The organism is Motiliproteus sp., from assembly GCF_965230735.1.
In the GTDB taxonomy this organism is placed as follows: Bacteria; Pseudomonadota; Gammaproteobacteria; order Pseudomonadales; family Balneatricaceae; genus Motiliproteus.
The window spans coordinates 1,229,149-1,256,140 of record NZ_OZ246016.1; the positions used below are offsets into that span (position 1 = coordinate 1,229,149).

21 protein-coding genes are annotated in these 26,992 nt (G+C 59.1%); 8 read left to right on the top strand and 13 right to left on the bottom strand.

Annotated elements, in window-relative coordinates; translation table 11 throughout:
- Window positions 1-77: 77 nt before the first annotated feature.
- Together prsT and ACO05M_RS05840 are read right to left on the bottom strand one after the other, a co-directional pair.
- Window positions 78-2,945 (bottom strand): XrtA/PEP-CTERM system TPR-repeat protein PrsT, encoded by a 2,868-nt coding sequence (gene prsT / locus ACO05M_RS05835; RefSeq protein WP_421868792.1) that lies wholly within the window; start codon window positions 2,943-2,945, stop codon window positions 78-80.
- Window positions 2,946-3,071: 126 nt separating this feature from the next.
- Window positions 3,072-3,707: a LysE family translocator gene (locus tag ACO05M_RS05840; protein WP_421868794.1), complete on the bottom strand. Its 636-nt coding sequence runs from the start codon at window positions 3,705-3,707 to the stop codon at window positions 3,072-3,074.
- A gap of 55 nt (window positions 3,708-3,762) precedes the next feature.
- Here ACO05M_RS05840 and ACO05M_RS05845 point away from each other — a divergent pair, with 55 nt between their 5' ends.
- The gene (locus ACO05M_RS05845; protein WP_421868796.1) at window positions 3,763-4,563 is read left to right on the top strand and encodes a DUF1223 domain-containing protein; all 801 of its coding nucleotides are present in this window, start codon (window positions 3,763-3,765) and stop codon (window positions 4,561-4,563) included.
- Between the two features lie 25 nt (window positions 4,564-4,588).
- Here ACO05M_RS05845 and ACO05M_RS05850 read toward each other — a convergent pair whose 3' ends face one another.
- The 7 genes from ACO05M_RS05850 to ACO05M_RS05880 all read right to left on the bottom strand — a co-directional run bounded on the left by ACO05M_RS05850 (window position 4,589) and on the right by ACO05M_RS05880 (window position 13,934).
- Window positions 4,589-5,938 (bottom strand): hypothetical protein, encoded by a 1,350-nt coding sequence (locus tag ACO05M_RS05850; RefSeq protein ID WP_421868798.1) that lies wholly within the window; start codon window positions 5,936-5,938, stop codon window positions 4,589-4,591.
- Window positions 5,939-6,143: 205 nt separating this feature from the next.
- Window positions 6,144-6,515 (bottom strand): nitrite reductase small subunit NirD, encoded by a 372-nt coding sequence (gene nirD, locus ACO05M_RS05855; RefSeq protein ID WP_421868800.1) that lies wholly within the window; start codon window positions 6,513-6,515, stop codon window positions 6,144-6,146.
- Window positions 6,516-6,565: 50 nt separating this feature from the next.
- Window positions 6,566-9,055 carry a nitrite reductase large subunit NirB gene (gene nirB, locus ACO05M_RS05860; RefSeq protein ID WP_421868802.1) on the bottom strand — a complete coding sequence of 830 codons (2,490 nt, stop codon included), beginning with the start codon at window positions 9,053-9,055 and terminating at the stop codon, window positions 6,566-6,568.
- Between the two features lie 39 nt (window positions 9,056-9,094).
- The gene (locus tag ACO05M_RS05865; RefSeq protein WP_421868804.1) at window positions 9,095-10,453 is read right to left on the bottom strand and encodes an NAD(P)/FAD-dependent oxidoreductase; all 1,359 of its coding nucleotides are present in this window, start codon (window positions 10,451-10,453) and stop codon (window positions 9,095-9,097) included.
- A gap of 26 nt (window positions 10,454-10,479) precedes the next feature.
- A complete protein-coding gene (locus tag ACO05M_RS05870) occupies window positions 10,480-11,361 on the bottom strand; it encodes an ABC transporter ATP-binding protein (protein WP_421868806.1) in 882 nt (293 codons plus the stop codon).
- 48 nt (window positions 11,362-11,409) lie between these two features.
- Window positions 11,410-12,393, bottom strand: coding sequence for an ABC transporter permease (locus tag ACO05M_RS05875; protein WP_421868808.1), 984 nt, complete (start codon window positions 12,391-12,393; stop codon window positions 11,410-11,412).
- A 173-nt stretch (window positions 12,394-12,566) separates the two neighbouring features.
- Window positions 12,567-13,934 carry a CmpA/NrtA family ABC transporter substrate-binding protein gene (locus tag ACO05M_RS05880; RefSeq protein WP_421868810.1) on the bottom strand — a complete coding sequence of 456 codons (1,368 nt, stop codon included), beginning with the start codon at window positions 13,932-13,934 and terminating at the stop codon, window positions 12,567-12,569.
- Between the two features lie 521 nt (window positions 13,935-14,455).
- Here ACO05M_RS05880 and ACO05M_RS05885 point away from each other — a divergent pair.
- Window positions 14,456-17,110: a putative bifunctional diguanylate cyclase/phosphodiesterase gene (locus ACO05M_RS05885; protein ID WP_421868812.1), complete on the top strand. Its 2,655-nt coding sequence runs from the start codon at window positions 14,456-14,458 to the stop codon at window positions 17,108-17,110.
- A gap of 108 nt (window positions 17,111-17,218) precedes the next feature.
- Here ACO05M_RS05885 and ACO05M_RS05890 read toward each other — a convergent pair whose 3' ends face one another.
- Both ACO05M_RS05890 and ACO05M_RS05895 read right to left on the bottom strand, forming a co-directional pair.
- Window positions 17,219-18,259 carry a CmpA/NrtA family ABC transporter substrate-binding protein gene (locus ACO05M_RS05890; RefSeq protein ID WP_421868814.1) on the bottom strand — a complete coding sequence of 347 codons (1,041 nt, stop codon included), beginning with the start codon at window positions 18,257-18,259 and terminating at the stop codon, window positions 17,219-17,221.
- A gap of 42 nt (window positions 18,260-18,301) precedes the next feature.
- Window positions 18,302-18,892 carry an ANTAR domain-containing response regulator gene (locus ACO05M_RS05895; RefSeq protein WP_421868816.1) on the bottom strand — a complete coding sequence of 197 codons (591 nt, stop codon included), beginning with the start codon at window positions 18,890-18,892 and terminating at the stop codon, window positions 18,302-18,304.
- Between the two features lie 301 nt (window positions 18,893-19,193).
- Between ACO05M_RS05895 and ACO05M_RS05900 the strand changes: the two genes are divergently transcribed.
- A complete protein-coding gene (locus ACO05M_RS05900; RefSeq protein WP_421868818.1) occupies window positions 19,194-21,839 on the top strand; it encodes a molybdopterin-dependent oxidoreductase in 2,646 nt (881 codons plus the stop codon).
- A 17-nt stretch (window positions 21,840-21,856) separates the two neighbouring features.
- Here ACO05M_RS05900 and ACO05M_RS05905 read toward each other — a convergent pair whose 3' ends face one another.
- Complete coding sequence (locus ACO05M_RS05905) at window positions 21,857-22,402, bottom strand: cytochrome b (RefSeq protein WP_421868820.1); 546 nt, start codon at window positions 22,400-22,402, stop codon at window positions 21,857-21,859.
- Window positions 22,403-22,614: 212 nt separating this feature from the next.
- Here ACO05M_RS05905 and ACO05M_RS05910 point away from each other — a divergent pair, with 212 nt between their 5' ends.
- On the top strand, window positions 22,615-23,088 hold the full coding sequence (locus tag ACO05M_RS05910; protein ID WP_421868822.1) for a DUF2489 domain-containing protein: 474 nt from the start codon (window positions 22,615-22,617) through the stop codon (window positions 23,086-23,088).
- A gap of 17 nt (window positions 23,089-23,105) precedes the next feature.
- Entirely contained in the window at window positions 23,106-23,480 is a 375-nt protein-coding gene (locus tag ACO05M_RS05915) for a hypothetical protein (protein WP_421868824.1), read from the top strand.
- A gap of 14 nt (window positions 23,481-23,494) precedes the next feature.
- Here ACO05M_RS05915 and ACO05M_RS05920 read toward each other — a convergent pair whose 3' ends face one another.
- Window positions 23,495-24,655, bottom strand: coding sequence for an adenylate/guanylate cyclase domain-containing protein (locus ACO05M_RS05920; protein ID WP_421868826.1), 1,161 nt, complete (start codon window positions 24,653-24,655; stop codon window positions 23,495-23,497).
- A 215-nt stretch (window positions 24,656-24,870) separates the two neighbouring features.
- Here ACO05M_RS05920 and ACO05M_RS05925 point away from each other — a divergent pair, with 215 nt between their 5' ends.
- The 3 genes from ACO05M_RS05925 (at window position 24,871) to ACO05M_RS05935 (ending at window position 26,987) form a co-directional block, all read left to right on the top strand.
- Complete coding sequence (locus tag ACO05M_RS05925; protein ID WP_421868828.1) at window positions 24,871-25,509, top strand: LysE family translocator; 639 nt, start codon at window positions 24,871-24,873, stop codon at window positions 25,507-25,509.
- A gap of 136 nt (window positions 25,510-25,645) precedes the next feature.
- Entirely contained in the window at window positions 25,646-26,305 is a 660-nt protein-coding gene (locus ACO05M_RS05930; protein ID WP_421868830.1) for a peroxiredoxin, read from the top strand.
- A 286-nt stretch (window positions 26,306-26,591) separates the two neighbouring features.
- A complete protein-coding gene (locus ACO05M_RS05935) occupies window positions 26,592-26,987 on the top strand; it encodes a hypothetical protein (protein WP_421868832.1) in 396 nt (131 codons plus the stop codon).
- Window positions 26,988-26,992 lie beyond the last annotated feature (5 nt).

The window sequence follows — 26,992 nt, forward strand, 5'->3', positions numbered from 1 at the left end:
TTCAGTACTTCTGATCGGGTATTGGATAAGTTAGCAATATCTGTACCGGATATAAAATAATCTATTTATTCAGTGGTTTAGTTGTTTTGTTTGTCGGGTTGCTCTTTGATGTGTAAAAAACGCTGACGCTCAGGTTGCGGCTGAGTGTCGGCGAGCAACTGCTTAAGCTCTAGCGCTTGATCATAACCCTCGAAGCGCCGCTTGTTGGCCAAGGCCCGATTTAGAGCTCGTCTGGCTTCGGCGTTTCGGTCAAGCTGATGCAGCGTAACCGCAATATGGTACAGAATTTCCGGGTTGCTAGCTGAGCGTACTGAGGCATCGCGAAGGAACTTCAGTCCTTCGCTCAGTTGACCTTGATTTACCAGAACCCAGCCCAGGGTGTCATTGGTACTGGGGGCGTTGGGCGCCAGTTGTTGAGCCTGCAGTGCATGTTGAAGTGCTCTGGGATCTCCCAGCTTAAGATACAAGTTTGCCAAATTGTTGTGGATAGGTGCGGTGTCGGCGCCTTTGGCTAACAACTTCTCGAACAATTGCTGGGCTTCCGGGTATTGGCCGCTGATGAGATACCCTTGGGCCAGTACTTCAGTGGCGCTAAGATCCTGTGGGTAGCGTTGGATCCAGTCTTGAAGAAATGTCATCGACTGTTGGGGCTGTCTAGCTGCCATATAAGTCCGATGAACTTTTAGTGCCGTGGCCGAACTGGGTGCCATTGACAGTGCCTTTTGATAGCGTTGCCGAGCTTGCTCAAACTCACCTTGGCTGGCCAGCAAATCCCCCTCAATCACTTGAGTTGCCGGGTGAGTAGGGTGCTTCAACCGTAGGTACTCAATCTCCTCGTTGAATTCTTCCATGCGTTGCTGCTGTAACAGCAATGATGCATAACGCTGGCGAGTGGGAAGCTTCTCGGGTTCTGCTTTGATGGCTTTGGATAGGCTATAAATGGCACCGGAGATATCTTGTGCTTGCAGTTGGAGATCGGCGGTGGTGCGCAGCTGGCGGGCATCATAACCGGACTGCAGAGATAGTTGTTTGAGTTTACCGCGGGCGCTTTCCGGCTCGTTGTTTGCCAGCAGTGCGCTTGCCAATGCACGGGTAGCGCGCCAATCGTTAGGGTTGTCGGAGGACAGCTTGCGGGCGAGCTCCAATGCTTGATCAGTACGCTCGCCCTGCAAATAGAGCCGAACCAGATAGCTGCCAACGGCGGTATCGTTCTCATTGTTGGCATAGGCTTTTTCGAGCCATACCAGTGCCTGGTTCGTCTGCTTGAGTTGATCGAATATTCGAGCCATCTCCAGCATCAGTAAGGTGTTTTTTGGATTTTCAATCAGCAACTGCTCAAGCCGCTGGCGGGCACTGTCAAGCTTGCCTTCGACTCGATCCAGCTTGGCCAGATTGATACGGGCGGCGTTGAAGTCGGGTTGTTGTTTCAGAATCTGCTGGTAGAGCTCACGTCCCTGAAGCGGCTTGCCGACAGCAATGTAGGCGCTGGCCAACAGGTTTTTCAGGACCAGATTGTCAGGGGCTTTTTGCAGCAGCTCTTCGGCGACCGGAATCGCTTCAGCATAGGCTTTGTCCTGCATCAGGGTAACCGCCAAAATAACCCCGGCTTCGGTGGCGTTAGGGCTACGCTGGTAGGTGTTGCGCAGGGTCTCCAACCCTGGGCCTCGATCGCCCATCCGGATCTGGCTTAAACCAAGTCCTTTGCCGGCAGCCGGGTTTCCGGGGGACAGTTCTAGTGCCCGTTGATAGACCACTGAGGCTTTGTAATGCTTGAATTTCTTCAGGTAGGCATCGCCCAGCATCATCAGTAGCTGCAGATCGTCAGGCAGCGTGCGCTGGGCTTTTTCCAAGTTGTTGATGGCGTCGTCTAGGTTGCCCAGCTTCAAATAGGCTGACCCCAGCAGCTTGCCGACGCTCAGTGCATTGGGATAACGCTTGGCATAGCTGGACAATTGGGAAACCGCTTGCTGCCATTCGCCCAGGTCGTAATAGATCAGCCCCGACAGCAGCAGGCTTGGGCCGTGGGCACTGGTCACCTCGGCGGGCATCGCCTCGATGGTGTCACGCGCTTTGCCGAGGCTTTCTTTAGCTTCATCCGGTTGTTGCGCCCGTTGCTGTGCCACGCTGAGCATATAAGCAACCTGAGGATCGTAGGGGGCCTGGTCATGCAATTCGAGCAGATCGGTCAGGGCTTCTTGAGTCTGTGAGGTATCCAGATAGATACCGATCCGTGACAGTTTGGCCTGATAGTGCTCCGGGTTGAGTGACAGCGCTTTGCTGTAATGGTCAATGCCGGACTGGAATCGGCTCTGAGCGTGGGCGATCGAACCGAGTAAATACCACACTTCGGCGTTTTCTGGCTCGGTGGTCAGCGCTTTGTCGGCGATGCTGCTGGCGCGATTGAAATCGTGGCGTGCCAGGTGAACGCGTGCCTGGCCGAGCAGCGCCGATAGATTGGTCACGTCGACCCGGGCGGCATCGCGGAACGCCAGCTCGGCTTCGTCATATTGCGCCAACTCCAGATAGGCCCGACCCCGGAATACCAGGATATTGGCGTTCAGGGTGGCACTGTAGTCGGCGGGGTAGATGGTATCGAGCAGCGGATAAAACTGCTTCTGGGCCAGCAGCGCGTTGGCTAGCGGCTCCATGATCAACTCCGGGTCGGCCCCCAGCTCCAATCCTCGCTCTAATTGCTTTTGTGCTAACGCTGGTCGTCCTTGATCCAGGTAGGTTTCGCCCAACAGCACATGGCCGGCCAGAAATTCAGGATCGACCTGCAGCGCATTCTTGAGATGAATCTCGGCGCTGGCGGCTTCACCGCTTTCCAGTTCGATCAGGGCCTGCTCGTACAGCTCAGGGATATCCTGTTGGGTGAAGGCGGCCGATGCCAGTGGGCTGAATCCCAGTGCAATAATCAGTGCGGTATGGGTTAAAGGTCGGAACACGATACAAACTACTCCAGACAATTGATCCTTAACTGTAAGGAATAAAAGCGATTCTGTCTCTCGCCGTTGGTGGTATTTTAGACTTTGTTGATCAAAGTTTGATCAGGCTCACGGTCTGAGTGTCGGCTAGCCCAGTGCCAACCAGAGCCCGACTCCCATCATCAGACTACCGGCAAACCGGTTCATTAACCGCACATTACCACTTTTTTGCAAAAACCGACTCAAGGTCAAGCCGCCGGTGGCATAGAGCAGTAAGCAGATGAGTTCGATCAACAGAATTAGTGCCACCAAGATGCTGATTTGCGGCACCATCGGATGTTGCTGGCTGATAAAAGGGGGGAGCAGCGAGATAAAAAACGCCCAGCCTTTGGGGTTGGCCACCGCCGTGACAAAACCCTGAGTAATCAGCTGTGCGGTCGACGACCGATTGACCTCGGTATCGTTATGGCTGATCGCCATCTTGCCTCGCGACATCCACAACTGTACCCCGATATAGAACAGGTAGCCGCCTCCGACCCATTTGAACAGCGAGAAGGCCTGCGGGTACTGCAGCATCAACGCAGCGACACCCAGTACCGACAGCACCGCCACCAGTCCGACCCCAACCAGCTCGCCCAGCATCATCCAGAGCGTACGGCGAACGCCGATGGTCATTCCCAGCGTCAGTGCCAACGTCATGCACATTCCCGGCGTGATCGACACGAACAAAAAGGTCGGGATAAACAGCGCCAACAGGGTGGTGTCGATATAGGTGTGCAGCATGGACAAGGGCTCAAGGAAAACGCTGCAGTATCGCTAACTCGATTGGGGTTTGGCAATGACCGGCCGATCCGACTGTAACTTCGGCGCCGTTGCTGCGTCAGCAGTCAAAGACCTACAGGAGGAGCTGGATGTGTTGTTATCCCCAAAAAGCTGGTTGGCAGGACTGTCGACCGCACTGCTGCTGATGCCGTTGAGCGTCGCGGCCCAGAGTTTTCAGCAGCAGGGTGAGCCGCCGCAGCTGGTTGAGCTGTTTACCTCTGAGGGGTGCTCCAGCTGCCCGCCGGCGGATCAGCGGCTCTCAACATTGCTGGAGCATCCGCAGCTATGGCGCCGTTTTGTTCCGTTGGCGTTTCATGTGGATTACTGGGACTACCTCGGGTGGCAGGACCCCTTCGCCGATTCTCGATTCAGCACTCGCCAACGGGATAAACGCGCCCGTGGTGAGCTGCGTTCGGTCTATACCCCGGCCTTTGTGATTGACGGTCAGGAGTGGCGCGGTTTTTTCCGTGGGCAAGATTGGCCGCTGCCGCCACGGCGTGATGGCGGACGCCTAACGGCTGAGCTGGATGGTGATCAGCTGCGGGTCAGCTTTGTCAATGATCAGGCGCCTGCCGAGCTGAAGGCTCAGGTAGCGCTGCTGGGATTTGGTTTAGGCAGTGATGTGTCCCGAGGCGAAAACCGCGGTCGACGGCTGGAGCATCAGTTTGTGGTTCAGTCGCTGCAACAGCAATCGGGTCAACGGGACTGGCAGTTCCACTTGCCGAAAGTGGCGGGTGAGCAGCTGGCTTTGGCGGTCTGGATCACCGCCGGTGATGCGGGTCAGCCGCTGCAGGTGCTGGGCGGCTGGATCGACTAGGTTGTCGCAATCTAATTCGGGGCTGTTAGCCTTCTTGCGCGGTGGCCTTGTAGAGCCTGAGCGCCAGCAGCCGTTGGTCGATCTGATCGGTCAGCCGGCGGTAGGCTTCGCTGTTGATATCGCCGTAACGCTGTCGGAACTGATCTTCACTCAAACCCTCCGGCAGGCGGTTGATCGGGATCATCAGATCCGACTCCTTAAGAGGCTTATCGAACCGGGCCAACAGTTCGGCCGCCTGTTGTGAATTTCGGCTGGCACGCATTGCGAACAGAGTACCGGCGCGATCGGCGGCCAGATCCGCGAAACTGAAACCGCTGCCGCCAGCGACACTGTCGAGCAATTCCTTGAACTCACCGATGGCATAACTGGAGCCGGCGTCGGCCAGTACCTGGATCGCGGCCGAATAGACAAAGTGTTGGCGCAGGTCGATCCGGCCTCTTAAGAGGGTTCGGTAATGAGGTGGATGCTGGCGCTGCTGTTCGCTTAAGACCGGGCCGGTTAGCTGCTCGAAGCGGTAACTGCCCAGATACAGCGACAAGGCCAGAATGGCCGAGCGAGCATGCAGATGTTGTTCGCCCTCGGGGGCCTGTTGCTGCACATTGCGCATCAGTGGCGCCAGGAAGTAGTTCAACGAGACCCACTTGCGCGGTTCCAACCCCTGGCCCCGTTGCAGTAGCTGGTCGTAGTAGTGGGCGATCCAGACCGGGTCGAAGTCGGGGTTGTCATCGAAACTTCGCAGCCGCTCCAGCAGTCGACTCAGCTGGCGTTTGGGTTCGGCCGGCGGCTGGATCCGTAGCTGCAACTGATCCTTCTCAACGTGCTCCAGTCGAACCAGATCCAGCAGTAACTGCCCCTGCTGTTTTCCCAGTATCAGCCTGACCAGCAACGGTACCAGACGTTTGGTCCAGCTGTCGGGCAGTTGCAATTGGCCCAGCTGTAGATCGGTCAGCCGCAGCTGTTGGTCGGAGACCGGCAGATGCAGTTGCAGCGACAGAAAACGGCCGAAGGGGTTGTCGGGTAGCTCGATGCTGGCGCTGATCCAGAGCCCGTCCGGGGTCGGACTGAAACGGCTGTAGATCGGGTAAGCCCGCGCCAGCAGGCGGTTGAGGCTTTGCAGTTCCGTGTGACTGACGTCGAGCCGATCGGGCTGTTGACGCTGGATCAATTTGAGTGTGCGTTTGGCCAGCTGTTTGGCGTGGTATACCTGCTGCGGATCGGCGGCTGCGGGCGGTTCCACCAACGGCTGGTCGCTGGTCAGGCTGTGGAGCAGCCAGAACAGACCGATCGCGCCGGCCAGCACCAGCGCGCCCAGGCTTAGCATCAGACGCAGCAGCAGTTTCAGAGGTTTCCCCTCGCTTCGATTGACGCCCGCCAATTGTGCGGGCGCCTGAAAGTAGGGTTATAAGGCTTTGTTGCGCCGCTGACAATGAAAGCCTTCTGCATTACTGTCTTGGCACCCCAGGATGTTGTTGAATGCGGGCTCAAAGTGCTCATTTACACGGTGTAAACGGCGCTTTTTTGCCCGCTTTGCCAGGGAACCTGCTGCTCTGATCCTAGTTATGCAGATCACGTTGCCGGAATCAGGCCGCGTTGACCTGGGGACTGTCGGAACCGACCTCAACCCGGTTGCCATTGAGCCGTGCGGGCCAGCATTTTAGTGCCAGTTCCGGCTGTTCCAGGCAACTGCCGTTGTCGAGTCGGTAGTGCTGTTTATACAGCGGCGAGGCGACCACGGGATGTTGTTCCAGGCTGCCGGTAATGCCACGGGCGATCACGTTGGCGTTGGCGATGGGGTCATGATTGCTAAGGGCAAAGATCTCGTTACCGACGCCGGGCAGGTAAAACAGCGCCAGCTGTTCGCCATCGAGCCAGGCGGCGATACCGGAGCCGGGGACCAGGTCCTGTTTGTCGCAAAGGGTCAGCCATTCCAACGTGATTTGTTCGGTCATCATCTGTTCCTCTTAATGTGGTGTCTCAATATGCCGGTGTCGTGTCCGGCCGATCAGGCCGGAATCAACTGATCGCGGACTTCGATCACCTGCAGGTCCGGATCTTCGCGCTCGTCGTTAACGAACTGGCGGAAACGCTTGAGTTTTTCCGGGTCGTTGATGGCGCTCTTCCACTCGCACTGATAGGTGGCGACCACGTGCTCCATCTGTTGTTCGAGTTGTTGGCCCAGTCCCAGGCTGTCGTTGATCACCACATCCTGCAGATAGGCCAGCCCGCCTTCGAGATTCTCCATCCACACCGAGGTGCGTTGCAGTCGGTCGCCGGTCTTGATGTAGAACATCAGCACCCGGTCGATGTATTGGATCAGGGTGGCGTCGTCGAGGTCGGTGGCGAACAGGTCGGCGTGACGCGGCTTCATGCCGCCGTTGCCGCAGACGTACAGGTTCCAACCTTTGTCGGTGGCGATCACGCCAATGTCTTTGCTCTGGGCTTCGGCGCATTCACGGGTACAGCCGGAGACGGCGAACTTGATCTTGTGGGGAGCGCGCAGGCCCTTGTAGCGGTGCTCCAGCCGGATCGCCATGCCGACGCTGTCCTGTACCCCGTAGCGGCACCAGGTGCTGCCGACGCAGGATTTGACCGTCCGCAACGACTTACCGTAGGCGTGGCCGGTCTCGAAACCGGCGTCGATCAACTCGCCCCAGATCAGCGGCAGTTGATTGAGGGTGGCGCCGAACAGGTCGACCCGCTGGCCGCCGGTGATCTTGGTGTAGAGCTGATACTTGTCGGCCACCATTCCCAGCGCGATCAGCTGTTTCGGGGTAATCTCACCACCGGGTACTCGGGGGACCACCGAGTAGGTGCCATTCTTCTGCATGTTGGCCATAAAGGTATCGTTGGTGTCCTGCAGGCCGACATGGGGTAGCTCGTGGATATGGTCGTTCCAGCACGAGGCCAGGATCGAACCGACGGTGGGTTTGCAGATATCGCAGCCCAGTCCCTGGCCGTAACGCTTGAGCAGTTCGTCGAAGCTGGCGATCCCCTCGACCCGAACCAGGTGGTACAGCTCCTCGCGGGAATAGGCGAAGTGTTCGCACAGGTCGTTGCTGATCTCGACGCCGCGTTGCTCCAGTTCGCTGTCGACCACGTTTTTCAGCAGTGCGGCACAGCCACCGCAACCGGTGCTGGCGGCGGTGACCTCTCTGACATCGGCGACGGTCACAGCACCGGCGTCGATCGCTTCGACGATCTGACCCTTGGTGACATTGAGGCAGGAGCAGATGGTGGCGGTTTCCGGCAGCGCATCGGCGCCCAGCGCCGGGGCCGCGCCTTCCATTGACGGCAGGATCAGGCTGTCGGGTTGCTCCGGCAGCTCCAGACCGTTGAGGGCATACTGCAGCAGGGTGTCGTAGTAGCTGTTGTCACCCACCAGTACCGCGCCCAGTAGCTGTTTGTTGTCCGGGCTGACCACCAGCTTGCGGTAGGTGCCGTCGGCCTGGTTGCTGTACTTGTAGATCAGCGCTTCGGGGGTACGACCATGGGCGTCACCGATCGAGCCGACATCGACACCGAGCAGCTTCAACTTGGTGCTCATATCGGCACCGGTGAAACTAGCGGCCTCGTCGTTTAAGTGAGCCGCCAGGGTTTTGGCCATGGTGTAGCCCGGCGCCACCAGACCGAAGATCTGGCCGTTCCAGAGCGCGCATTCGCCGATGGCGTAGATCGAGTCATCGCTGGTTCGGCACTGGCTGTCGATGACGATGCCGCCACGCTCGCCCAGCTCCAGGTCGGCCTCGCGTCCCAGCGCATCCTGGGGGCGGATGCCGGCGGAGAACACGATCAGGTCGGTCTCCAGCGCTTCGCCGTCGCTGAACTCCATCTTGTAGCGGCAGCGGTCGCCGGCGACGATCTGCTGGGTGGCCTTGGAGCAGTGCACTGTTACGTCCAGCTCTTCGATCTTACTTTTCAGTAGCTCGCCAGCCTCGGCATCGAGCTGGACACCCATCAGCTGCGGCGCGAATTCGACCACATGGGCTTCCAGACCGAGGGATTTGAGCGCGTTGGCCGCTTCTAGCCCCAGCAGTCCGCCGCCGACCACCGCGCCGACCTTGGAGCGCGAGGCCGCATCGCGGATCGCATCCAGATCGTCGAGGGTGCGGTAGACCAACCCGGCTTCCTTATCGTTGCCCGGAATCGGTGGCACGAACGGGTAGGAACCGGTGGCCAGCACCAGGGTGTCGTAGTCATAACGGCCCTTGGGGGTGATCACCTGCTTGGCGTCACGGTCGATGTCGGTGACCTGTTCGTCGAGCTGCAAGGTGACGCCGTCTTGGTCGTAAAAGCCGGGCTTGGCCAGGCACAGGGCGTCGGCGTCTCTGCCGTTGAAGTAGTCGGACAGGTGAACCCGATCGTAGGCCACATGGGGTTCTTCACCGAACACCGTCAGTTGGAAATCGGCCGCGGCGTCGGAGGCCAGGAACTGTTCGACAAAGTGGTGACCCACCATGCCGTTGCCGATGACGATCATCTGTTGTTTGCTCATAGGGAACTCCGTAGTTTCTCTAGTCGTTATCCGGTTGGCTCAGGCCGCATTACTGGCGGCGGGCTGGGCAGCTCGGGTGTCTGGGTTGTCATCTGTATTGCATGAGGATTCGTAGATTGAAGGCTGCGCGGCTAGTGCCGATTCGGCCTCAGCGGCCAGCAGCTCGTCGCAATAGTCGGGACCGAAAAACAGTTGATCGCGGCAAGCACTCAGCTCGGTGCCCCGTTGCTGCTGTTCGAAATACCACTGGCCGGCACTGACATCGCCGTACAGCACCGCGCCGATCAGACGGTTATCGCGCAGCAGCAGCTTGCGATAGTCGTTCAGTTCCGGGTCCTGATAGCACAGGGTTTCGATCGAACCGTCGGTTTCGACGGTGCCGTTGCTATCGGTGTTAATCCGGCCGCAGCTGAACAGCTCGATGCCGCTGATCTTCAACTGGGTGGCCACCGGCGCCTCTTTGTAGCGGGTCGATTCGCCGGCCAGGTGCTTGGCCAGCACCTCGGCCTGACGCCAGATCGGCGCCACCAGACCGTAGCAGTGAGACGCAAACTGGCAGCATTCACCCAGGGCGTAGATATCGGGGCTGGAGGTCTGCAGTTGGGCGTCGACCTGAACCGCGCGATCGCAACTCAGTTCGGCCTCCCGCGCCAGTAGGGTGTTGGGGGTGATGCCGGTGGCGACCACCGCCAGCGTCGCTGGCAGTTGGCGACCGTCTTGCAGCTCGACCGCTTCGAGGGCGTTGTCGCCGATAAAGGCGGCGGTATTGGCGCCAAGCTCGAACTTCAAACCACGAGCTTCGAGCTGCTGTTGCAGAATCGACGCCGCGGTTTGATCAAGCTGGCGATTGAGCAGGTGGCGGCTACGATGCACCAGAGTCACCTCCATGCCCAGGCGGCGCAGTCCTTCGGCGGCTTCCAGTCCCAGCAGGCCGCCACCGATCACCACCGCTGGTTTGCCTTCGCGGGCCATCTGTTGGAGTCGATCGACATCGGCCAGGGTGCGGAAGCCCATCACCTGCGGCAGGGTTTCGCCCGCTACGCCGAGCTGTGACGGCTCGGAACCGGTGGCCAGCACCAGCTTGTCGTAGTGATACGCTTGGCCGTCGGCGTCGATCAGCCGACGTTGCTGCGGTTCGATCCGTGCGATCCGGCAGTCGCTGATCAGCTGGATGCCCTGGGCGGCATACCAGTCCGGGCGATGGATGATCAGCGTTTCGGTGTCGATCTCGCGACCCAGCAGGGGTGACAGCAGTACCCTGTTGTAGCTGCCACCCGGCTCGGCACCGAACACGGTGATCCGATAGCGAGTCGGGCAGTGCTGCTGCAGCTCACTCAGCAGCCGGCCGCCGGCCATGCCGTTGCCGATAATGATCAGATGGGGTTTGTTGGTACTCACTGACTTGCTCCGCTATCTATCGTTGATCAGGCGCTTTCGCGAGCCGGCTCTTCGCGCTCGTCGGCCTGCTCCGGTGCGGACTCAGCTTTCGGATCGGTTTTGGGTCGATGCTGGTCCAGGTCCTCGACCTTGCGCTGCTTCTCGTACAGGAAGCTCAGCACCGCCTGGCGGTAGCTGTTGTAGGTGGGGTCGTCGGCCAGCTGAATCCGGTTGCGCGGACGCTCCAGCTCGATATCCAGCACTTCGCCGATCGTTGCAGCCGGGCCGTTGGTCATCATCACGATCCGATCCGACAGCAGTACCGCTTCGTCGACGTCGTGGGTGATCATGATCACGGTGTTGTTGAGCTCGTTCTGGATCTCCATCAGCGAGTCCTGCAGATGGGCGCGGGTCAGGGCGTCGAGGGCGCCGAACGGCTCGTCCATCAGCAGAACCTTGGGCTCCATCGCCAGCGCGCGGGCGATACCGACCCGCTGCTTCATGCCGCCGGAGATCTCATCCGGGCGCTTGTGCATGGCGTGTTCCATATGCACCAGCTTGAGGTTGTGCTCGATCCAGTCGCGCATCTCGGCTTTGGACTTCTTGCCCTTGAACACCTGCTTGACCGCCAGTTCGACGTTCTCGTAGGCGCTCAACCACGGCAGCAGCGAGTGGTTCTGGAATACCACCGCCCGCTCCGGTCCGGGTTCGTTGACTTCGCGGCCGTCCAGCAACACGCCGCCCTGGGTGGCCTGATACAGGCCGGCAACGATGTTCAGGACGGTGGATTTACCACAGCCGGAGTGGCCGATCAGCGATACGTATTCGCCCTTGGCGATCTTCAGGTTGACCCCGTCCAGGGCCTTGAACGGGCCGTTCGGGGTCGGGAATTCGATCGAAACCTGGCTGATATCAAGATGGGTTTGCATGGTTGTTCTCCTGTTCTTTTCGCTGTCTCGCTGTCGTTTCGGTCGGGTTTAGCGCAGCACGACGCTCTTATCCCAGGACACTTTGCGCTGCAGTAGCAGCATGATGCGATCGAGCAGGAAGCCGATCAGGCCGATCACCAGCACCGCGACCATGATCCGGCCCAGCGAGTTGGAGCTGCCGCTCTGGAACTCGTCCCAGACGAATTTGCCCAGCCCCGGGTTCTGCGCCAGCATCTCGGCGGCGATCAGCACCATCCAGGCGATACCCAGTGACAGGCGCAGGCCGGTGAACATCATCGGGATCGCTGAGGGCAGTACGATCTTGACCACGTGGGTCAGGAACGGCAGTCGCAGCACCTGCGAGACGTTCTTAAGGTCCTGGCTGATGCCGGAGACGCCGACCGCGGTGTTGATCATGGTCGGCCACAGGCAGCATAGGCTGACGGTGATCATCGAGGTGACGAAGGACTTGGCGAACAGCGGGTCATCGGTAACGTACAGGGCGCTGACCACCATGGTCACCAGCGGAAGCCAGGCCAGAGGTGAAACCGGCTTGAACAGCTGGATCAGCGGGTTCAGGGCACTGTAGAGACCGCTGTTGAGGCCGATCAGGATGCCGACCGGGATCGCGATCAGCGAGGCGGCGACGAAACCGGCCATCACTGTGATCAGGCTGGTGCCGATCTGGTCGATAAAGGTCGGCTTGCCGGTGTAGGGGCGGATCTTGACCTTGGCGTCGGGGTTCTTCTCGAGCTTCTTGGCGTTTCGGGCCTCCTGGCGCTGGTAGAAGGCCACTTCCTTGTCACGCTCGGCGTTATGCTCAGCGATCAGGTTGACGCTCTGCTGGTAAACCTGGGTTGGCCCCGGAAACTGACCCAGTGAGGTGTCGATGCTCTTGGCGCCGCTGGCCCAGATAAACAGGAAGATCAGCAGCCCGGCGGCTGGGATTGCCAGGGATTTCAGAAAGTTGCCGATGGCGTCCGCACTGAGGTAAGTACTCAGCACGGTAGTAGTTTGGGTAGCACGGCTCATGGGGTTCTCCGTTGTCTAGCTTGTTGCTGGCCGTTATCCACCGAGCGGGCTTGTGGGGCTCGATCGGTGCGCTTGTCCGGTGTTGTTATTGTTGTTTTGACGGTGGGTGCTCCGTCCCTGGAGCGAGCAGAAAGGTCCGGCTTTCTTCTGGACGGTTTATTTCAGAAGCGAGATCAGATCTGTTGGTCGCCTTTCAGACCGATCGCAAACTTCTTCAGGTAGTCGTTCGGGGCTTTGCCGTCGTAGACCACGTTGTCGATAAAGTGGGTTTGCGGGGCACGGAAGCCATCTTCGGTGCCGAAGTTAGGGAAGTCGCTGGCAGCCAGCTTGCCCTCTTCGATCAGCTCCTTGGCGGCCTGTTCATAGATGTCCGGGCGATAAACCTTCTTGGCGATATCCATGTACCAGCTGTCCGGTTTGGCCTCGGCGATCTGACCCCAGCGGCGCATCTGGGTCAGGTACCAGATCGCATCGGAGTAGTAGGGGTAGGTAGCGTTGTGACGGAAGAAGGTGTTGAAGTCCGGGACCTCACGCTTGTCGCCCTTCTCGTACTCGAAGGTGCCGGTCATCGAGTTGGCGATCACGTCGTAGTCGGCACCGACATAGTTGGGCTGGGACAGGATCTCGACCGCCTCGGGACGGTTGGCGTTGTTGTTTTCATCCAGCCACTTGGCGGCGCGGATCATCGCCTTGACCACCCGGATATGGGTGTTGGGGTACTTGTCGGCCCAGGCTTTGGACACGCCGAACACTTTCTCCGGGTTGTTCTTCCAGATCTCGTAGTCGGTCACCACCGGAACGCCGATGCCTTTGAACACCGCCTGCTGGTTCCAGGGTTCACCGACGCAGTAGCCATAGATGGTGCCGGCCTCCAGCGTCGAGGGCATTTGCGGCGGCGGGGTTACCGACAGCAGCGCATCGGCGTCGATCTGACCCGAGGTGTCGCCTTTGTGGGGAGCGTAGTAACCGGGGTTGATGCCGCCGGCGGCGAGCCAGTAACGCAGCTCGTAGTTATGGGTCGACACCGGGAACACCATGCCCATGTTGAAGGGCTTGCCTTCGTCCTTGTAGCTGTCGACCACCGGCTTGAGCGCGTCGGCCTTGATCGGATGCACCAGCTTGCCGTCGTCACCCATGGGGATATTGGGTTTCATCTGATCCCAGATGTCATTGGAAACGGTGATGGCGTTGCCGTTCAGGTCCATGCTGAAGGCGGTGATGATGTGCGACTCGGTGCCGTAGCCGATGGTGGCCCCCAGCGGCTGGCCGGCCAGCATATGGGCGCCGTCCAGCTGACCGTCGATCACCCGGTCCAGCAGCACCTTCCAGTTGGCCTGGGCTTCGAGGGTGACGTACAGGCCTTCGTCCTCAAAGAACTGTTTCTCGTAGGCCACTGCCAGCGGTGCCATATCGGTCAGCTTGATAAAGCCGAACTTAAGATCTTCCTTTTCCGGTTCACCGATCTCGGCCATGACGGCCGTACTCAGGGTCAGACTCAGGGTGACCGAAGCGATGGCGGTGGTCAGCTTGGACAGTTTCATAACTAGCTCCTTAATGAAGTTCAAACTCTTCGGCACAACCGCATCGTGCTGGCTTAAATAAAAAGGCGCCGTGCCCAAGGGGAGTCCCTCGGGAAGCGGCGCCTTTGCCTGCGGGGTTTATCTTGTCGAGCACGATCGAGATTGCTTGTGCCTTTGAATTTGTTAATGCACTACCTGTGCCAATTTTTATAAATCTTTATAAACAGTGAGTTATGAAGTCTTTTGTTGCCTTATCTCAATTTTTAGGCTCTGTTGCGATGCGGAATAAAGGCGGGTGCACTAGTTTGGGGCCTGTCAGACTCAACTTTAGTCACAATCTTTATGAGGCCTTTGTAAAGCGCATTAACCCTTGTTAGGATCGGGTCTTTCGCTAGGGATGGCGTGTAGTATCGAAGTCAAAAGCTGTATTAGGATCAATACAAAAGCTGAAGTATTGATCTGCGTTATGGTGTTTTCGAGCAGGTCCCCTAGAGTGTGTTGTCGCGGTGCAGTCCGACCGTGACTCTGGGAGTTCAGAAGTGATGTCGAATGTCCTAAAACGCTATTTTTCCAATTGTTCAATCCGCGCCTTTATTCTGCGGATCTCGGTGCTGTTCTCGGTACTGGGGTTTTTAATCATCTACCTGGGGGCCAGTCAGGCCTACGATAGTGCCTTGCGCGACAGTAGTCGGGCGATTGCCGACAGCCGTGCCGAACTGATCTTCGATGATCTCACGGCGGCGATGGACCGGGGCATCAGCCGCGCCGAAATGGCCAGTCTGTTGCAGCAGATCAATCAGGGCGACGGCAACAGTTCACTGCAGGTTCGGCTGTTCCGAAGTGAATTGATCGAACAGGATATCGGTTATAACCAGGGCCCCAAGCCGGATAGCTTCGTCTTACGCAGCCTGTTGGCCGGAACCCGGCTGCACAGCTTTGAACAGGATCAGGTCCGTTACAGTTACCCGCTGAAAGCCAGCGAACAGTGCATCCAGTGTCATCGACAGGTCAATGAAGGAGAAGTGCTCGGGGTGCTCGAGATCCGTCAGGACCTGGGGCCGATGCTGGCCGGAGCCCGCAGCGAGCTGTTGACCAACCTGCTGTGGCTGGCGCCGATCCCGCTGCTGCTGGCGATCTGGGTGGTACGTTTGCTGAATCGTCGAATCAATCGATCGGTGGTGCTGTTGGAGCAGCGTATCGACCAGGTGCAATCCCTGTCCGATCTGTCACAGCTGAAGTTCGAGCGCTCCGAGCTGGGCTTCACCGATCTGCAGCGCATCTTCTCCAAGTTTGAGCGCCTGACCGACAAGACCCGAGCGATCGCGGTTGATAAAGAGCTGCTGGAGTTTGAGATCCGGCTGCTGGAGCGCTTCGTGATCACCTCCGAAGTGATCCAGGGCTGGCACTACCATGTCTGCGAATTGCTGCAGGAGATCAATCAGGTACTCAACGCCAGTAACCTGTTCAGTATCTTCAAAGTCGATGACGAGGTGCTGGGGCTGGAGATCTTCTGGCTGCAGCCGCCGACCACGCAGACCCGCGAGCGGCTGGAGCAGGAGATTCGCCAGACCCTGAGCCAATCCCCCCATTTCCATGAAGCCGCGTTGCTGGAAGTTAACCATCACGTGGCCGATGAGTCGGCCGAACCGATGGAGTTGGCGCTGGAAGATATCCGCTTCCAGACCAAAAGCCTGCTGCTGGAAACCCCCAAACTGGGCGGTATCGTCGGGATCGGCGTGCACAGCGACGTGGTGGCCGATCAGACCCGGATGCTGGTGACCGAGAGCATTCTGTCGACCATGCTGAACGTGGTCGGCTCGGTTAAGGCGATCTACAAATACACCCGTGACATGGAGTATTACGCCACCCGGGATTCGCTGACCGATCTCTATAATCAGCGCATGTTCTGGGAGCTGATGGACAACGAGATTTCGCGCTGCAAGCGGGATCGCTCCAAGGTGGCGCTGCTGGTGCTGGATGTGGACAACTTCAAGTCGATCAACGATGCCTACGGCAACGGTTTCGGCGATCAGTGTCTGCAGCAGTTGGCCCAAACCATCAAAGCGGTGCTACGCAGCGAAGATATTTTGTCGCGCTATGCCGGTGACCGCTACACCGTGGTGTTGCCGGGCGATGATATGCAGCAGTCCCAGCAGGTCGCCAAGCGAATTCTAGAGGCGGTCAATGAGTTAGAAATGACGGCCTCCGACGATCAGTCGGTCCGCAGTTCGGTGTCGATCGGCACCGCGGTTTATCCCGACCACGCCCATAACTCCCGTGATCTGTTGATGTTCGGCGAGAACATCATGCGCAAGGCCAAGCGTGAGGGTAAGAACCGCGCCTGCGTACCCAGCAACGAAGATGTGCTGGAAACCTTCAAGGAGCTGAACCAGAAGAGCCGGATTATTCTGTCGGCGATCGAGAACAAGCAGATCACGCCGTTCTTCCAGCCGATCATGGGGCTGGATAGCCGTAAGATCGAAGCGGTGGAGGTGCTGAGCCGGATTCGACTCGAGGATGGCGGACTGATGGGGGCCCACGAGTTTATCGAAGTGGCCGAATCGATGGGGCTGATCCACAGCCTGGATCTGGTGGTGATTGAGCGGGCGCTGCAGCAGGTTCAGGATGAAGGGTTCCCAGGACTGGTGTTTATCAACCTGTCGCCCAGCTCGTTGGTGATGTCGGAATTCCTGCCGCGGATCCGCGAGCTGACCCGCCAGACCGGTATCGATCCGGGTCGCATCGTGTTCGAAATGACCGAGCGAGACACGGTCAAGAACCTGGCGCTGTTGGAGCGCTTCGTTAAGCACCTCAAGAGTGCCGGTTTCAAATTGGCGGTGGATGACTTCGGTTCCGGCTTCTCATCGTTCCACTACCTGAAGCACTTCCCGATCGACTATGTGAAGATCGAAGGGGAGTTCGTCTCCAACATGATCAACTCTGAGCGCGATGCCAGCGTGGTTCGCTGTATTGCCCAGCTGGCCAAAGACCTGGGCGCCCGTACCGTGGCCGAGTTTATCGAGGACGATGAGGTATTGCAGGCGGTCGGAGAGATCAATATCGATCTGGGCCAGGGCTACCATATCGGTCGACCCCAGAGTCGTATCTACACGGATCTCGATCCGGAACTGGCCGCGATGCTTCCCGAGTCGAAACATGCGGAAGCGCCCTCCGAGCCGGAGCTGGAAGAGGTCTGAAGAGGTCTGAGCAAGCTGCGCATATTCCGCGGCGGCTTGTGGCTGTCAGCCGGGTCCGTAATCCCGGCACAGTTTTGAAGTCATGCCTGGATCTTGCAGGCAGGCTCTCTAAGTCTGGGATGCCATCGAGCGGGTCGCTCGTTCAAACAGATCGATCCGGAATACCTGCGGCAGCAGCCGACGATTGGCGAGTTCCGCATCGGCGGCACCGAGTTGACCGGCTGCCAGCATCTGTCCGATCAACCACTCCCCCTGCTTGGGACTGGGGGCGTTCATCTGCGCGTCGAAGAACTGCTGGTGCAGCGGCGCCGAACCCCAGTGGTGCTGGTAACCGGTTTCCAGCAGTGGTAACAGACTGTGATCCAGATAGGGAGGCAGCGCCAGTAACTCCAGCAGGGCCTGCTTGTCGTTGCAGCGGCTGATCCACTGGCAGGCCTGATACAGGGCGCGAATCAGGGCGGCAGCGGTTTCCGGGTGCTGCTCTGCCCAGGCCTGGGTTACGGCGAACACCTTCTCCGGCACTTCGGGCCAGAGCTGCTGACCCGGCGCGACGATCAGGCCGTGGCCCTGCAGCACCGCCAGCGAATTCCAAGGCTCGCCGACACAATAGCCATCGATCTGACGCTGCGCCAGTGCGGTGATCATCTGCGCCGGCGGGATGGCCCGCCATTCGATCTCGGTGTCCGGGTTGATGCCGCTGCGGCCCAACCAGTCCCGCAGCAGATAGTGGTGGTTGGAGTAGGGATAGACGGTCGCGAACACCGGCTTGCGCCCGAGCTTCGGCAACTGCTGCCGCAGCGCCAGCCCCAACGCCGACGGCGAGGTTTCTCCGTCGGCCTGTTCGTGCAGCCGCTGGTAGAACGGTACCGAGCAGGTGATGGCGTTGCCGTTGCGGCTCAGTGACAGCAGGATGCAGCTGGGCAGCGCAGGGCTGCCCAGCCCCAGGGTTGCGGCCAGTGGCATCGGTGCCAACATCTGGGCGCCGTCGAGCAGGCCGTAGTTGAGCTTGTCACGGATCGACGACCAGCTGGCTTCACGGCTCAGCACCACGTTCAGACCCTGTTCGCGGAACAGACCCTGCTCCCGTGCCACCACCAGCGGGGCGCAATCGAGCAGCGGTACGAATCCCAGTTTAAGTTGCTCGGCCATCTCGGCTCCTTGTCTATGGTCTCTTTCCGGTCTGTTGCCGGGTTACGCCAGCGCTTCCAATACCTTGATCACGTCGGCGGCCACCACGCCGAGTTTCTGATTCCGGTCCATCGCTAGCTTACGCAGGGTGCGATAGGCCTGATCTTCGTCGCAGCTCTGATGCTTCATCAGCAGCGCCTTGGCCCGGTCGATCTGCTTGCGGCCGGCCAGTTCGGTGCGGGTCTGCTCCAGCTCCCGTCGCAGGCTGTGGTAGGTCTCGAACTGGGCGATGGCGGAGTCGATGATTGGCCGAATTCGATCCGGTTTCAGGCCATCGGCGATATAGGCGCTGACGCCGGCTTTGACGGCAGCCCTGATGGTCTGACTGTCGGATTCCGCTTCGGCGAAGAAAACCACCGGCCGGGGGTGATCCCGATGCACCGCCGACATGCTCTCCAGGGTGTCACGATCCGGGTTGTCCATATCGATCAGAATGATATCCGGCCGAATCCGATCGACGTGTTCACTCAATCCGTCGGCACTGTTCAGGTGCTCGATAACCCGGTATCCCTGCGTGCGCAGCGTGCCGATCAACGCTTCGGCGCGTTGAGGTTCGTCATCGATCAACAGAATGTCGAGGCTCGGTTGGGTCATCGTTGTCCTGGGTCTGTAAGCCGGTTTATGGCGATGTTGCCGATTGAATGTTGCAGATTTTGTGCCACGGAGATTTCTCGGCCAGAAATTGTTGCGCTGCAAAAACTGGCACGGCGGTTGCTATGTGTTTATTGGGGAGCACCTTGTTGCCCTGGCTCTTCCCGGAGCCAACCACCTTTATGTAGGGAGTCCGTCAGCGTCTCTGACCGCCTGCGGATTCGAAGGGCAACGTTGCCCGACCGGTTTTTTGCCGGTCGGGCTTTTTTTTGCCTGTCAGGCAGCAGAATCAACGGAGATCAAGATGACGATAAAAACCACCTGTCCTTACTGCGGCGTGGGCTGTGGCCTGACTGTTGAGACCGATAAGGCGGGCGGTTTGAGCCTTGCCGGTGACACCGAACACCCCGCCAATCAGGGGCGTTTATGTGTCAAAGGCAGCGCGCTGGGCCAGACCCTGGGGGAATCAGAGCGGCTGCTTCATCCCCGGGTCGATGGCCGGCGGGAGTCGTGGCAACAGGCACTGGATCAGGTCTCGGAACGGTTGCAGCGCACAATTTTGGAGCACGGACCGGACTCGGTGGCCTTCTACCTGTCCGGCCAACTGCTGACCGAAGACTATTATGTGGCCAATAAACTGATGAAAGGCTTTATCGGCAGCGCCAATGTTGATACCAACTCCCGCCTGTGCATGTCGTCGGCCGTGGCGGGTTATAAGCGTGCCTTCGGCGCCGACGCGGTGCCCTGTAATTACGACGATATTGAGCTGGCCGATCTGGTGGTGCTGGTCGGCTCCAACGCGGCCTGGAATCATCCGGTGCTGTTTCAGCGATTGAGTCGGGCCAAGGCCAGCCGACCCGAGACGAAGGTGGTGGTGATCGATCCGCGTCGAACCGCCACCAGCAAACTGGCCGATCTGCATCTGTCGTTGCGCCCCGGCAGCGATATCAGTCTGTTTAATGGCTTGTTCGATTTTCTGGTTGATCGGGGCGAGATCGACAGCGACTTTGTTCAACAGCACACCGAAGGCTTTGAGGTGGCTTGGGCTCAAGTCCGCAATCAGGTCCGCCAGTACAGTGTCGAGTCCGACTGCGATCTGGATAGCGCCGAGCTGAAGCAGTTCTATCAGTGGTTTGCCGACAGTCCGAAGACGGTGACACTGTTCTCCCAGGGGGTGAACCAATCCTCCCACGGGGTCGACAACGCCAATGCCATCATCAATTGTCACCTGCTGACCGGTCGAATCGGTAAGCCCGGTGCCGGGCCGTTTTCGATTACCGGACAGCCCAACGCCATGGGCGGGCGCGAGGTCGGCGGACTGGCGAACCAGCTGGCGGCCCATATGGGCTTTGATCGGGCCGACCAGATCAACACGGTGGCGCGGTTCTGGAAAGCTCCCAATATCGCCACCCAACCCGGCTTGATGGCGGTGCCGTTGATCGAGGCGATCGAGCGGGGCCAAGTCAAAGCGATCTGGATCATGGGCACCAACCCGGTGGTCAGCCTGCCGGACTCGGATCGGGTTGCTCGGGCGCTGGCCGGTTGCGAAACCGTGATCCTGTCGGACTGTGTCGCCGAGACCGACACCAGTTGCTTCGCCGATATCCTGCTGCCGGCGCAGGGCTGGAGTGAGAAGGACGGCACCGTGACCAACTCCGAGCGGCGCATTTCGCGCCAGCGGGGATTACTGCCCCCCAGCGGCGAGGCCAAGCCGGACTGGTGGATCCTGTCGCAGGTGGCCCAGCGACTGGGTTTCGCTGAGGCCTTCAACTACCAGAGCCCGGTGGAGATCTTCCGCGAACACGCGGCGCTGTCGGGATTCGAGAATCGCGGTGAGCGGATTTTCGATATCAGCGCACTGGCCCAGCTCGATCAACAGCAGTACGACGCGCTGCAGCCGATCCAGTGGCCGGTGACCACCGCTTGCCCCGAGGGTACGCCGAGGTTGTTTGGCGATGGCCGCTTCGTGACGCCCAACGGTCGGGCGCGGATGCTGGCAGTCAGCCCGTCGAAGCCCAAGCAGCAGCCCGATAAGCAGCACCCCTGGATCGTCAACAGCGGCCGGATCCGCGATCAATGGCACACCATGACCCGTACCGCGCTGGCACCGCCGCTGTTCCAGCACCGCCAGGAACCCTTTATCGAGATTCATCCCGACGACGCCGAGCGGCAGCGGCTGGCGGAAGGCTCGCTGGCGCGATTGCGTAACGGGCAGGGCAGCTATGTCGGTCGGATTCGGTTTGATGAGGGGCTGCGGCTCGGCAATCTGTTTGTGCCGATGCACTGGAACCGGCAGTTCTGCAGCCAGGGGCGCAGTGGCGCGTTGATGGCGCCGGTGACCGACCCGCTCAGTGGTCAGCCCGAATCCAAGCATGGTGTGGCGGCGTTGCAGCCGTTTGATCAGCGCTGGCAGGCCTGCCTGTTTGTGCGAGAGCCGCTGCAGACTGAGCCTGAAACCGATTACTGGGCCAGAACGCCGCTGGCCCACAGCCAGCTGTATCGGCTTGCCAGTGAGCAGGCGGTGACGGATTGGCCAGGCTGGTGCCGGCAGGCCTTGGGACAGCCAACGCTGTGGCTGGCGGATGCGCAGCAGGGCCAGTTCCGGGCGGCAGGTATGCAGCAGGGTCGGCTGCAGTGGTTATTGCTGGTGATCGATTCGGAGCAGAAGATCGACCCGGATTGGATCGATCAACTGTTAGCGTTGGCCGAACTGGATCGGCAGCAGCGTCGTCGCCTGCTCAGCGGCCGCGATTGTCAGGCGGAGCCCAAGGGGCCGGTGATCTGCAGTTGTTTTCAGGTCGGCCAACGGCAGATCGAAGCAGCCGTCGCCGCGGGGGCCGATTCGGTGGAGCAGCTGGGGCGTGAGCTCCAGTGCGGGACCAACTGCGGTTCCTGCGTGCCGGAGCTGCAACAGCTACTGGAGATTGAGGCGTTAAGCCGCTCGGCCTAGACGCCCTTGTCGATGGACTAACCCCGACGCGGTACAAAGATCCGCTTCAGGGTGTCGTTGCGGGCCACGAAGTGGTGCTTCAGGGCGGCGACCACATGCAGCAGCACCAGCGCCACGATCAGTATCCAGGCGGTGTGATGGATCTGGCTGAACAGCCCGGCCAGGGTTTCGCTTTCGCCGATCAGCATCGGCATTTCAAACAGGTTGAACACCTGAACCGGGTAGCCCTTGGCCTGGGACATCAGCGCGCCGCTCAGTGGTTGGATCAACAACAGCCCGTAAAGGGCGCCGCTGACCATGGCCGAGATCCGATTCATCTTGGCGTTATCACCCAGCGGGGTCGGCTTCGGGTTGGCGGCGCGCCAGCCCAGTCGGGCCAGAATCAACAGCATGAAAATGGTCCCCATGCTCTTGTGATTGCCGATCTGGGCCAGCTTCTCCGGTCCCTTGGGCATATCCTCGAACGACAGACCCTTTAAGGTCAGCAGGATCAACAGGGCGAAGCTGATCCAGTGGAAAGCGATGGCGACCCAGCCATAGCCGGACTTGGTATTACGCAGCATGATAGTTCTCCAAGAAAATTTGCCGCCATATTAGTTAAGTGATTGCTAATTTAAAAGCAGGCCGGGCGTAAAAAATGGTAAAGCGGCGGTAGCCGATCAACCGGCTGCAGCGACAGCCTGAATGGGGTGGTGTTGGAGTTTTTTTGCAATCGCTGTGTCATAACTAGGAAGCACGCGGCTACAATAGGCGCTGATTTTTCGGGAGTGACGTAATGGCGCAGAATATGTTTTTGACCCTGGTGTTTATCGGCCTTTGCCTGGTGGTGGGGTTACTGATGTTGATCCGCTGGCAGCTGAAAACCCAGCGTAAAGCGCAGCAAGCCCACGAAAAACTGCTCCAGGACGCCAAAGCCAAGGCCCAGGAGCAGCGCGATTATCTGATTGAGAGCGTCAAGGTGATCTCGCTGGCGATTGTCGACGAGCAGTGCGAACTGGCCGAAGGCTGCATCCGCTTGAAGAAACTGCTCGATCACCTGGCGCCGCAGCTGCATCGTCACGAAGACTTCAGCGTTATCAACGAGATGTTCAACGCCACCAGCCATATGCCGATCCTGGATGAGTGGAAGAAACTCAAGCTCAAGCAGCGCTTCGAGCTGACCCAGGAGCGCGAAGCACTGGAGCAGCAACACCGCGATGCGATTCTGGCCGCGGCCCGCAAACTGGCGGATTACCGCTTCCAGCAATGACAACCGGCGCCTGAACCATGGAGATCCTGATCACCTTCCTGTTCAGCCTGGTGGTGATCGGACTCTTGGCCTGGGTAGTGTCGCGCAGTCCGCGCAGTCGCTATCGCCCCAATCGGCAGGAGGTCGTCGAGCTGCTGCAGGCGGTGATCGACGGCAGCGCCCGCCAATCCCAATGGGATCTGTTTATCGGCTATCCGCTTTATCATGACCCGGAGCTGGAGCAGATCCGACTGCGCTGTGTGGCGCTGACCCAGGGCGATCCGGATACCGAGCCGATGGCCTCCGGCCTGGGTAGTTATCTGTTCGACCGCGCCGGTCGGGAGCAGATCGAGCAGGTGCTTAAGCAACTTAACCAGCTGATCGCCGAGGAACCCTTCCGGCGAGACTTTTAGAGATCGCCGACGCCTCAGCCGGCATCCCGCAACCCTCTGACCTCGTAAGTGCTCACTTGCTGGCTGAACCCTTTCAGCCGGAACTCCCGGGGCGGGGCGGCCACGACCTGCTGCTCGACCTCAAGGTAGCTGTTGTGGTCCATCAGAATCTGGCCGCTGGCGGCCTCATCGCAGAGTCGGGAGGCGAGGTTTACGCAGCTGCCGTTGGCGGTGTAATCGTAGCGATCCTCAAAGCCGACCGTACCCAGGGTGGCGTAACCACTGGCGATACCGACGCCAAGACCCAGGTTATAGCCGCGCTTGTGCCAGTCGATATTGAGCTGATCGAAGCTGCTGCGGATTTCGAGCGCCAGCTTGAGGGCCGACAGCACCGGTTGTTGGCAGGGCAGCGGGTCGTTGAAGAACACCACCAGACCATCACCGGCCCGGTGGTCGATGGTGGCCTGATGCTGGCTGATCAGGCGACCGATATGCTCGTGGTAGCGCTGCAGCACCTCTATCGACTCTTCCGGCTCGATCCGTTCCGAGCAGGAGGTAAAGCCGCGGATATCGCAGAACAGGGTGGCAATATAACCCCGATGGCTGTTCAGCAGAGGTTCCTTGCCCTGGGTGACGATCAGGTCCACCACTTCGGGAGCCAGAAAGCGTTTCAGGCGGTTCAGTCGGTTGATCTCGTTGACCTGCTCGGTCACACGCTGTTCCAGCGACTGGTTGATCGTTTCTAGTTCCCGCGCCTGCGCGGCGACTTGGCGCTTCAACGTGAGCAGGCGGGCATTCTGATTCAGCAGTGCCGCGACGATCAGCAGTATGTAGCCGAGAATCAGTATCCGGACGTCGTAGTAGAGATAGAGCGTCAGGACGATCACCAGCAGGCCGCAGACGCCAACGACCAGTGGGTGTCGTCTACTGCTCTGAGCCCGATCTCGGGCTAATCCGATCACCGTCACCAGGCCAAATACCCACATCAAAACTGCCTGAAGGTGGGGATTAATGGCTGGGTTGTCCGGGTAAAGGGCCGTGGTTATTCCAAATAGCGGTGCCACCAGTGAGGCAATAATCTGCGCGTAGCAGGCCAGCAGTGACAAGGCTGCGCCGGCATAGGCGAGCAGGCCGAACGGCAACTGCTTGGAGGCGGTGCCGTGGCTTGAGCGGTTATCGGCAGTGGTGTTGGCCATGTTCATCGTCCCTTGCGGCGATCAACGTTACAGATCGTGCGCGCCGAAGGTGATTATCCATCACGTGAAACCGTTACCCTTCAATGTAGACCAGAACCCGTGGTACGCCTTGTGGGCGGGCTGTATCGCGGTGGTGCCGAAACCGCCGGTTCGGGTTACTATGGTCTGTTCGCAGACCCCTTTTCACCTGCCCGCGTTAACCTGAGGAGATCTTGATGAGCCTGGAAGTCTGGCTTTCGTTTATGGCCGCCGCACTGCTGCTCTGTCTGACCCCCGGTCCGACCACGATTTTTGTGATGGGGCAGTCGCTGCATCAGGGCAATCGGGCGGTGTTGCCGCTGATGCTCGGCACCATGAGCGCCGATCTGCTGGTGATGACGCTGTCGTTTATCGGTGTCGGCGCGATTCTGGCCGCCTCCGCTGAGCTGTTTACGTTGTTGAAGCTGGTGGGTGCCCTGTATCTGGTTTATCTGGGCATCAAGGCCTGGCGTTCTCCGGTCAAACCGATGCAGCTGGAGATGGATTCCCCGGCCGACGGGACCGATAACGGCCCCGGTTGGGGGGCGCTGTTCCGGCGCGCGTTTCTGATCACTGCGCTGAATCCGAAGGGGATTCTGTTCTTTATGGCGTTCTTCCCGCTGTTTCTTAGCCCCGAGTCGGCAGCTCTGCCGCAGATGCTGATCCTGATGGCAAGTTTTGAGCTGGTGTCGGTCTTCACCGTCTGCTGTTACGGCTTTGGTGCCGGCTATCTGCGCTCCAAGGCCCGTTCGGAGCGTTTCCAGCGGCGCTTCAATCGCCTCAGCGGCTCGGCCCTGATCGGCGCCGGTGCACTGACCGCTTCGCTGCAACGCTAGCGGTTCTCAGGACCGCTAACGACCCATCGCTGGCGCCTCCATGGCGCAGCTTCTCCGCGCTCGACTACCCTTAGAAAGCCAAGCCGGTCGTCTGGCACCAAACTTTACTGGGGGGGATCAACCGAGGAGAAAAACGATGGCTTTACGAATCAACGATCAGGCGCCTAACTTTCAGGCGGATACGACCCAGGGACGGATCGACTTTCATGAGTGGATTGGCGACGGCTGGGCTGTGTTGTTTTCCCACCCTAAGGATTTCACGCCGGTATGCACCACCGAGCTGGGTTATATGGCCAAGATCCAGCCGGAATTTGAAAAGCGTAATACCAAGATCATCGGCCTGAGTATCGACCCGCTGGATGACCATGTCGCCTGGCTCAAGGATGTCGAAGAGGTCGGCAACTGCACGGTGAACTACCCGGTGATCGCCGATACCGATCTGAGTATCGCCAAGCTCTACAATATGTTTCCGGCCGATGAAGCGGGCACCGCAGAAGGGCGAACCGCACTGACCAACGCGACGGTACGTTCGGTCTTCGTGGTCGGGCCGGATAAGAACATCAAGCTGATGATCACCTATCCGATGACTACCGGGCGTAACTTCGATGAGATCCTGCGGGTGATCGATTCGATGCAGCTTACCGCCAAGCATAAGGTGGCGACGCCGGTGAACTGGAAGCACGGAGAAGACCTGATCATCGTGCCGGCGGTCAGCAATGAGGAGGCCGAAACGATGTTCCCGGACGGCTGGGATACCGTCAAACCTTACCTGCGCAAGGTGAAGCAACCGGGCTGATTTTGACGGCAACCTCACCCAATCCAGTGGGAGCTTCGGCTCCCGCTTTGCTTTGTTCTTAGTCACAGCTGTTATGAGCTTACTGTTAATAAGACTGCCTTAATTAAGAGTCTTCTAACATGTTGATCTGTAATAAAAAATAGATGTTGATGTCACTCTTCTCGGTATAACTGAACCCTCTGCATTGCTACAATCGCTGAGCAATTGATCTGCTGAAACGGACGCCTTAGCTACCGCATCGGCAGCGATCTATCGGGCGGATTCAACCAAACGGATTCAACAGCGAATGAGTCACAGGGTGTGGAACACAGGGCTAAAACGGCGGGTCAGCTGGTTGTTGGCTATCCTGCTTGTCGCCCAGTATGCCCTGATCGGTAATGCCCACTCCGCTGCTAATCTGATCGTCGCCGATGAAGCGGGCCGTTACGTCCTTGTCTGCACAACGGAGGGGCTGATAAAGGTCCCCGTTGACGAGTTTTCGCAAGGCAGTTCGTCCACCGCCGAGGCCTTGAAACAATGCAGCACCTGTACCCTGAGCAGCATGCTGGGTGCGGTGATCCACTCCGATCCAGTTCAAGATTTTCAACCTTCCGAGCTTTCGTTCTTAGCTACCGATTACGGTAGCCACATCCGTGCGCTACGGTCGCTCAGCACCCCAATCCGTGCACCGCCGACCGCCTAAAGGCA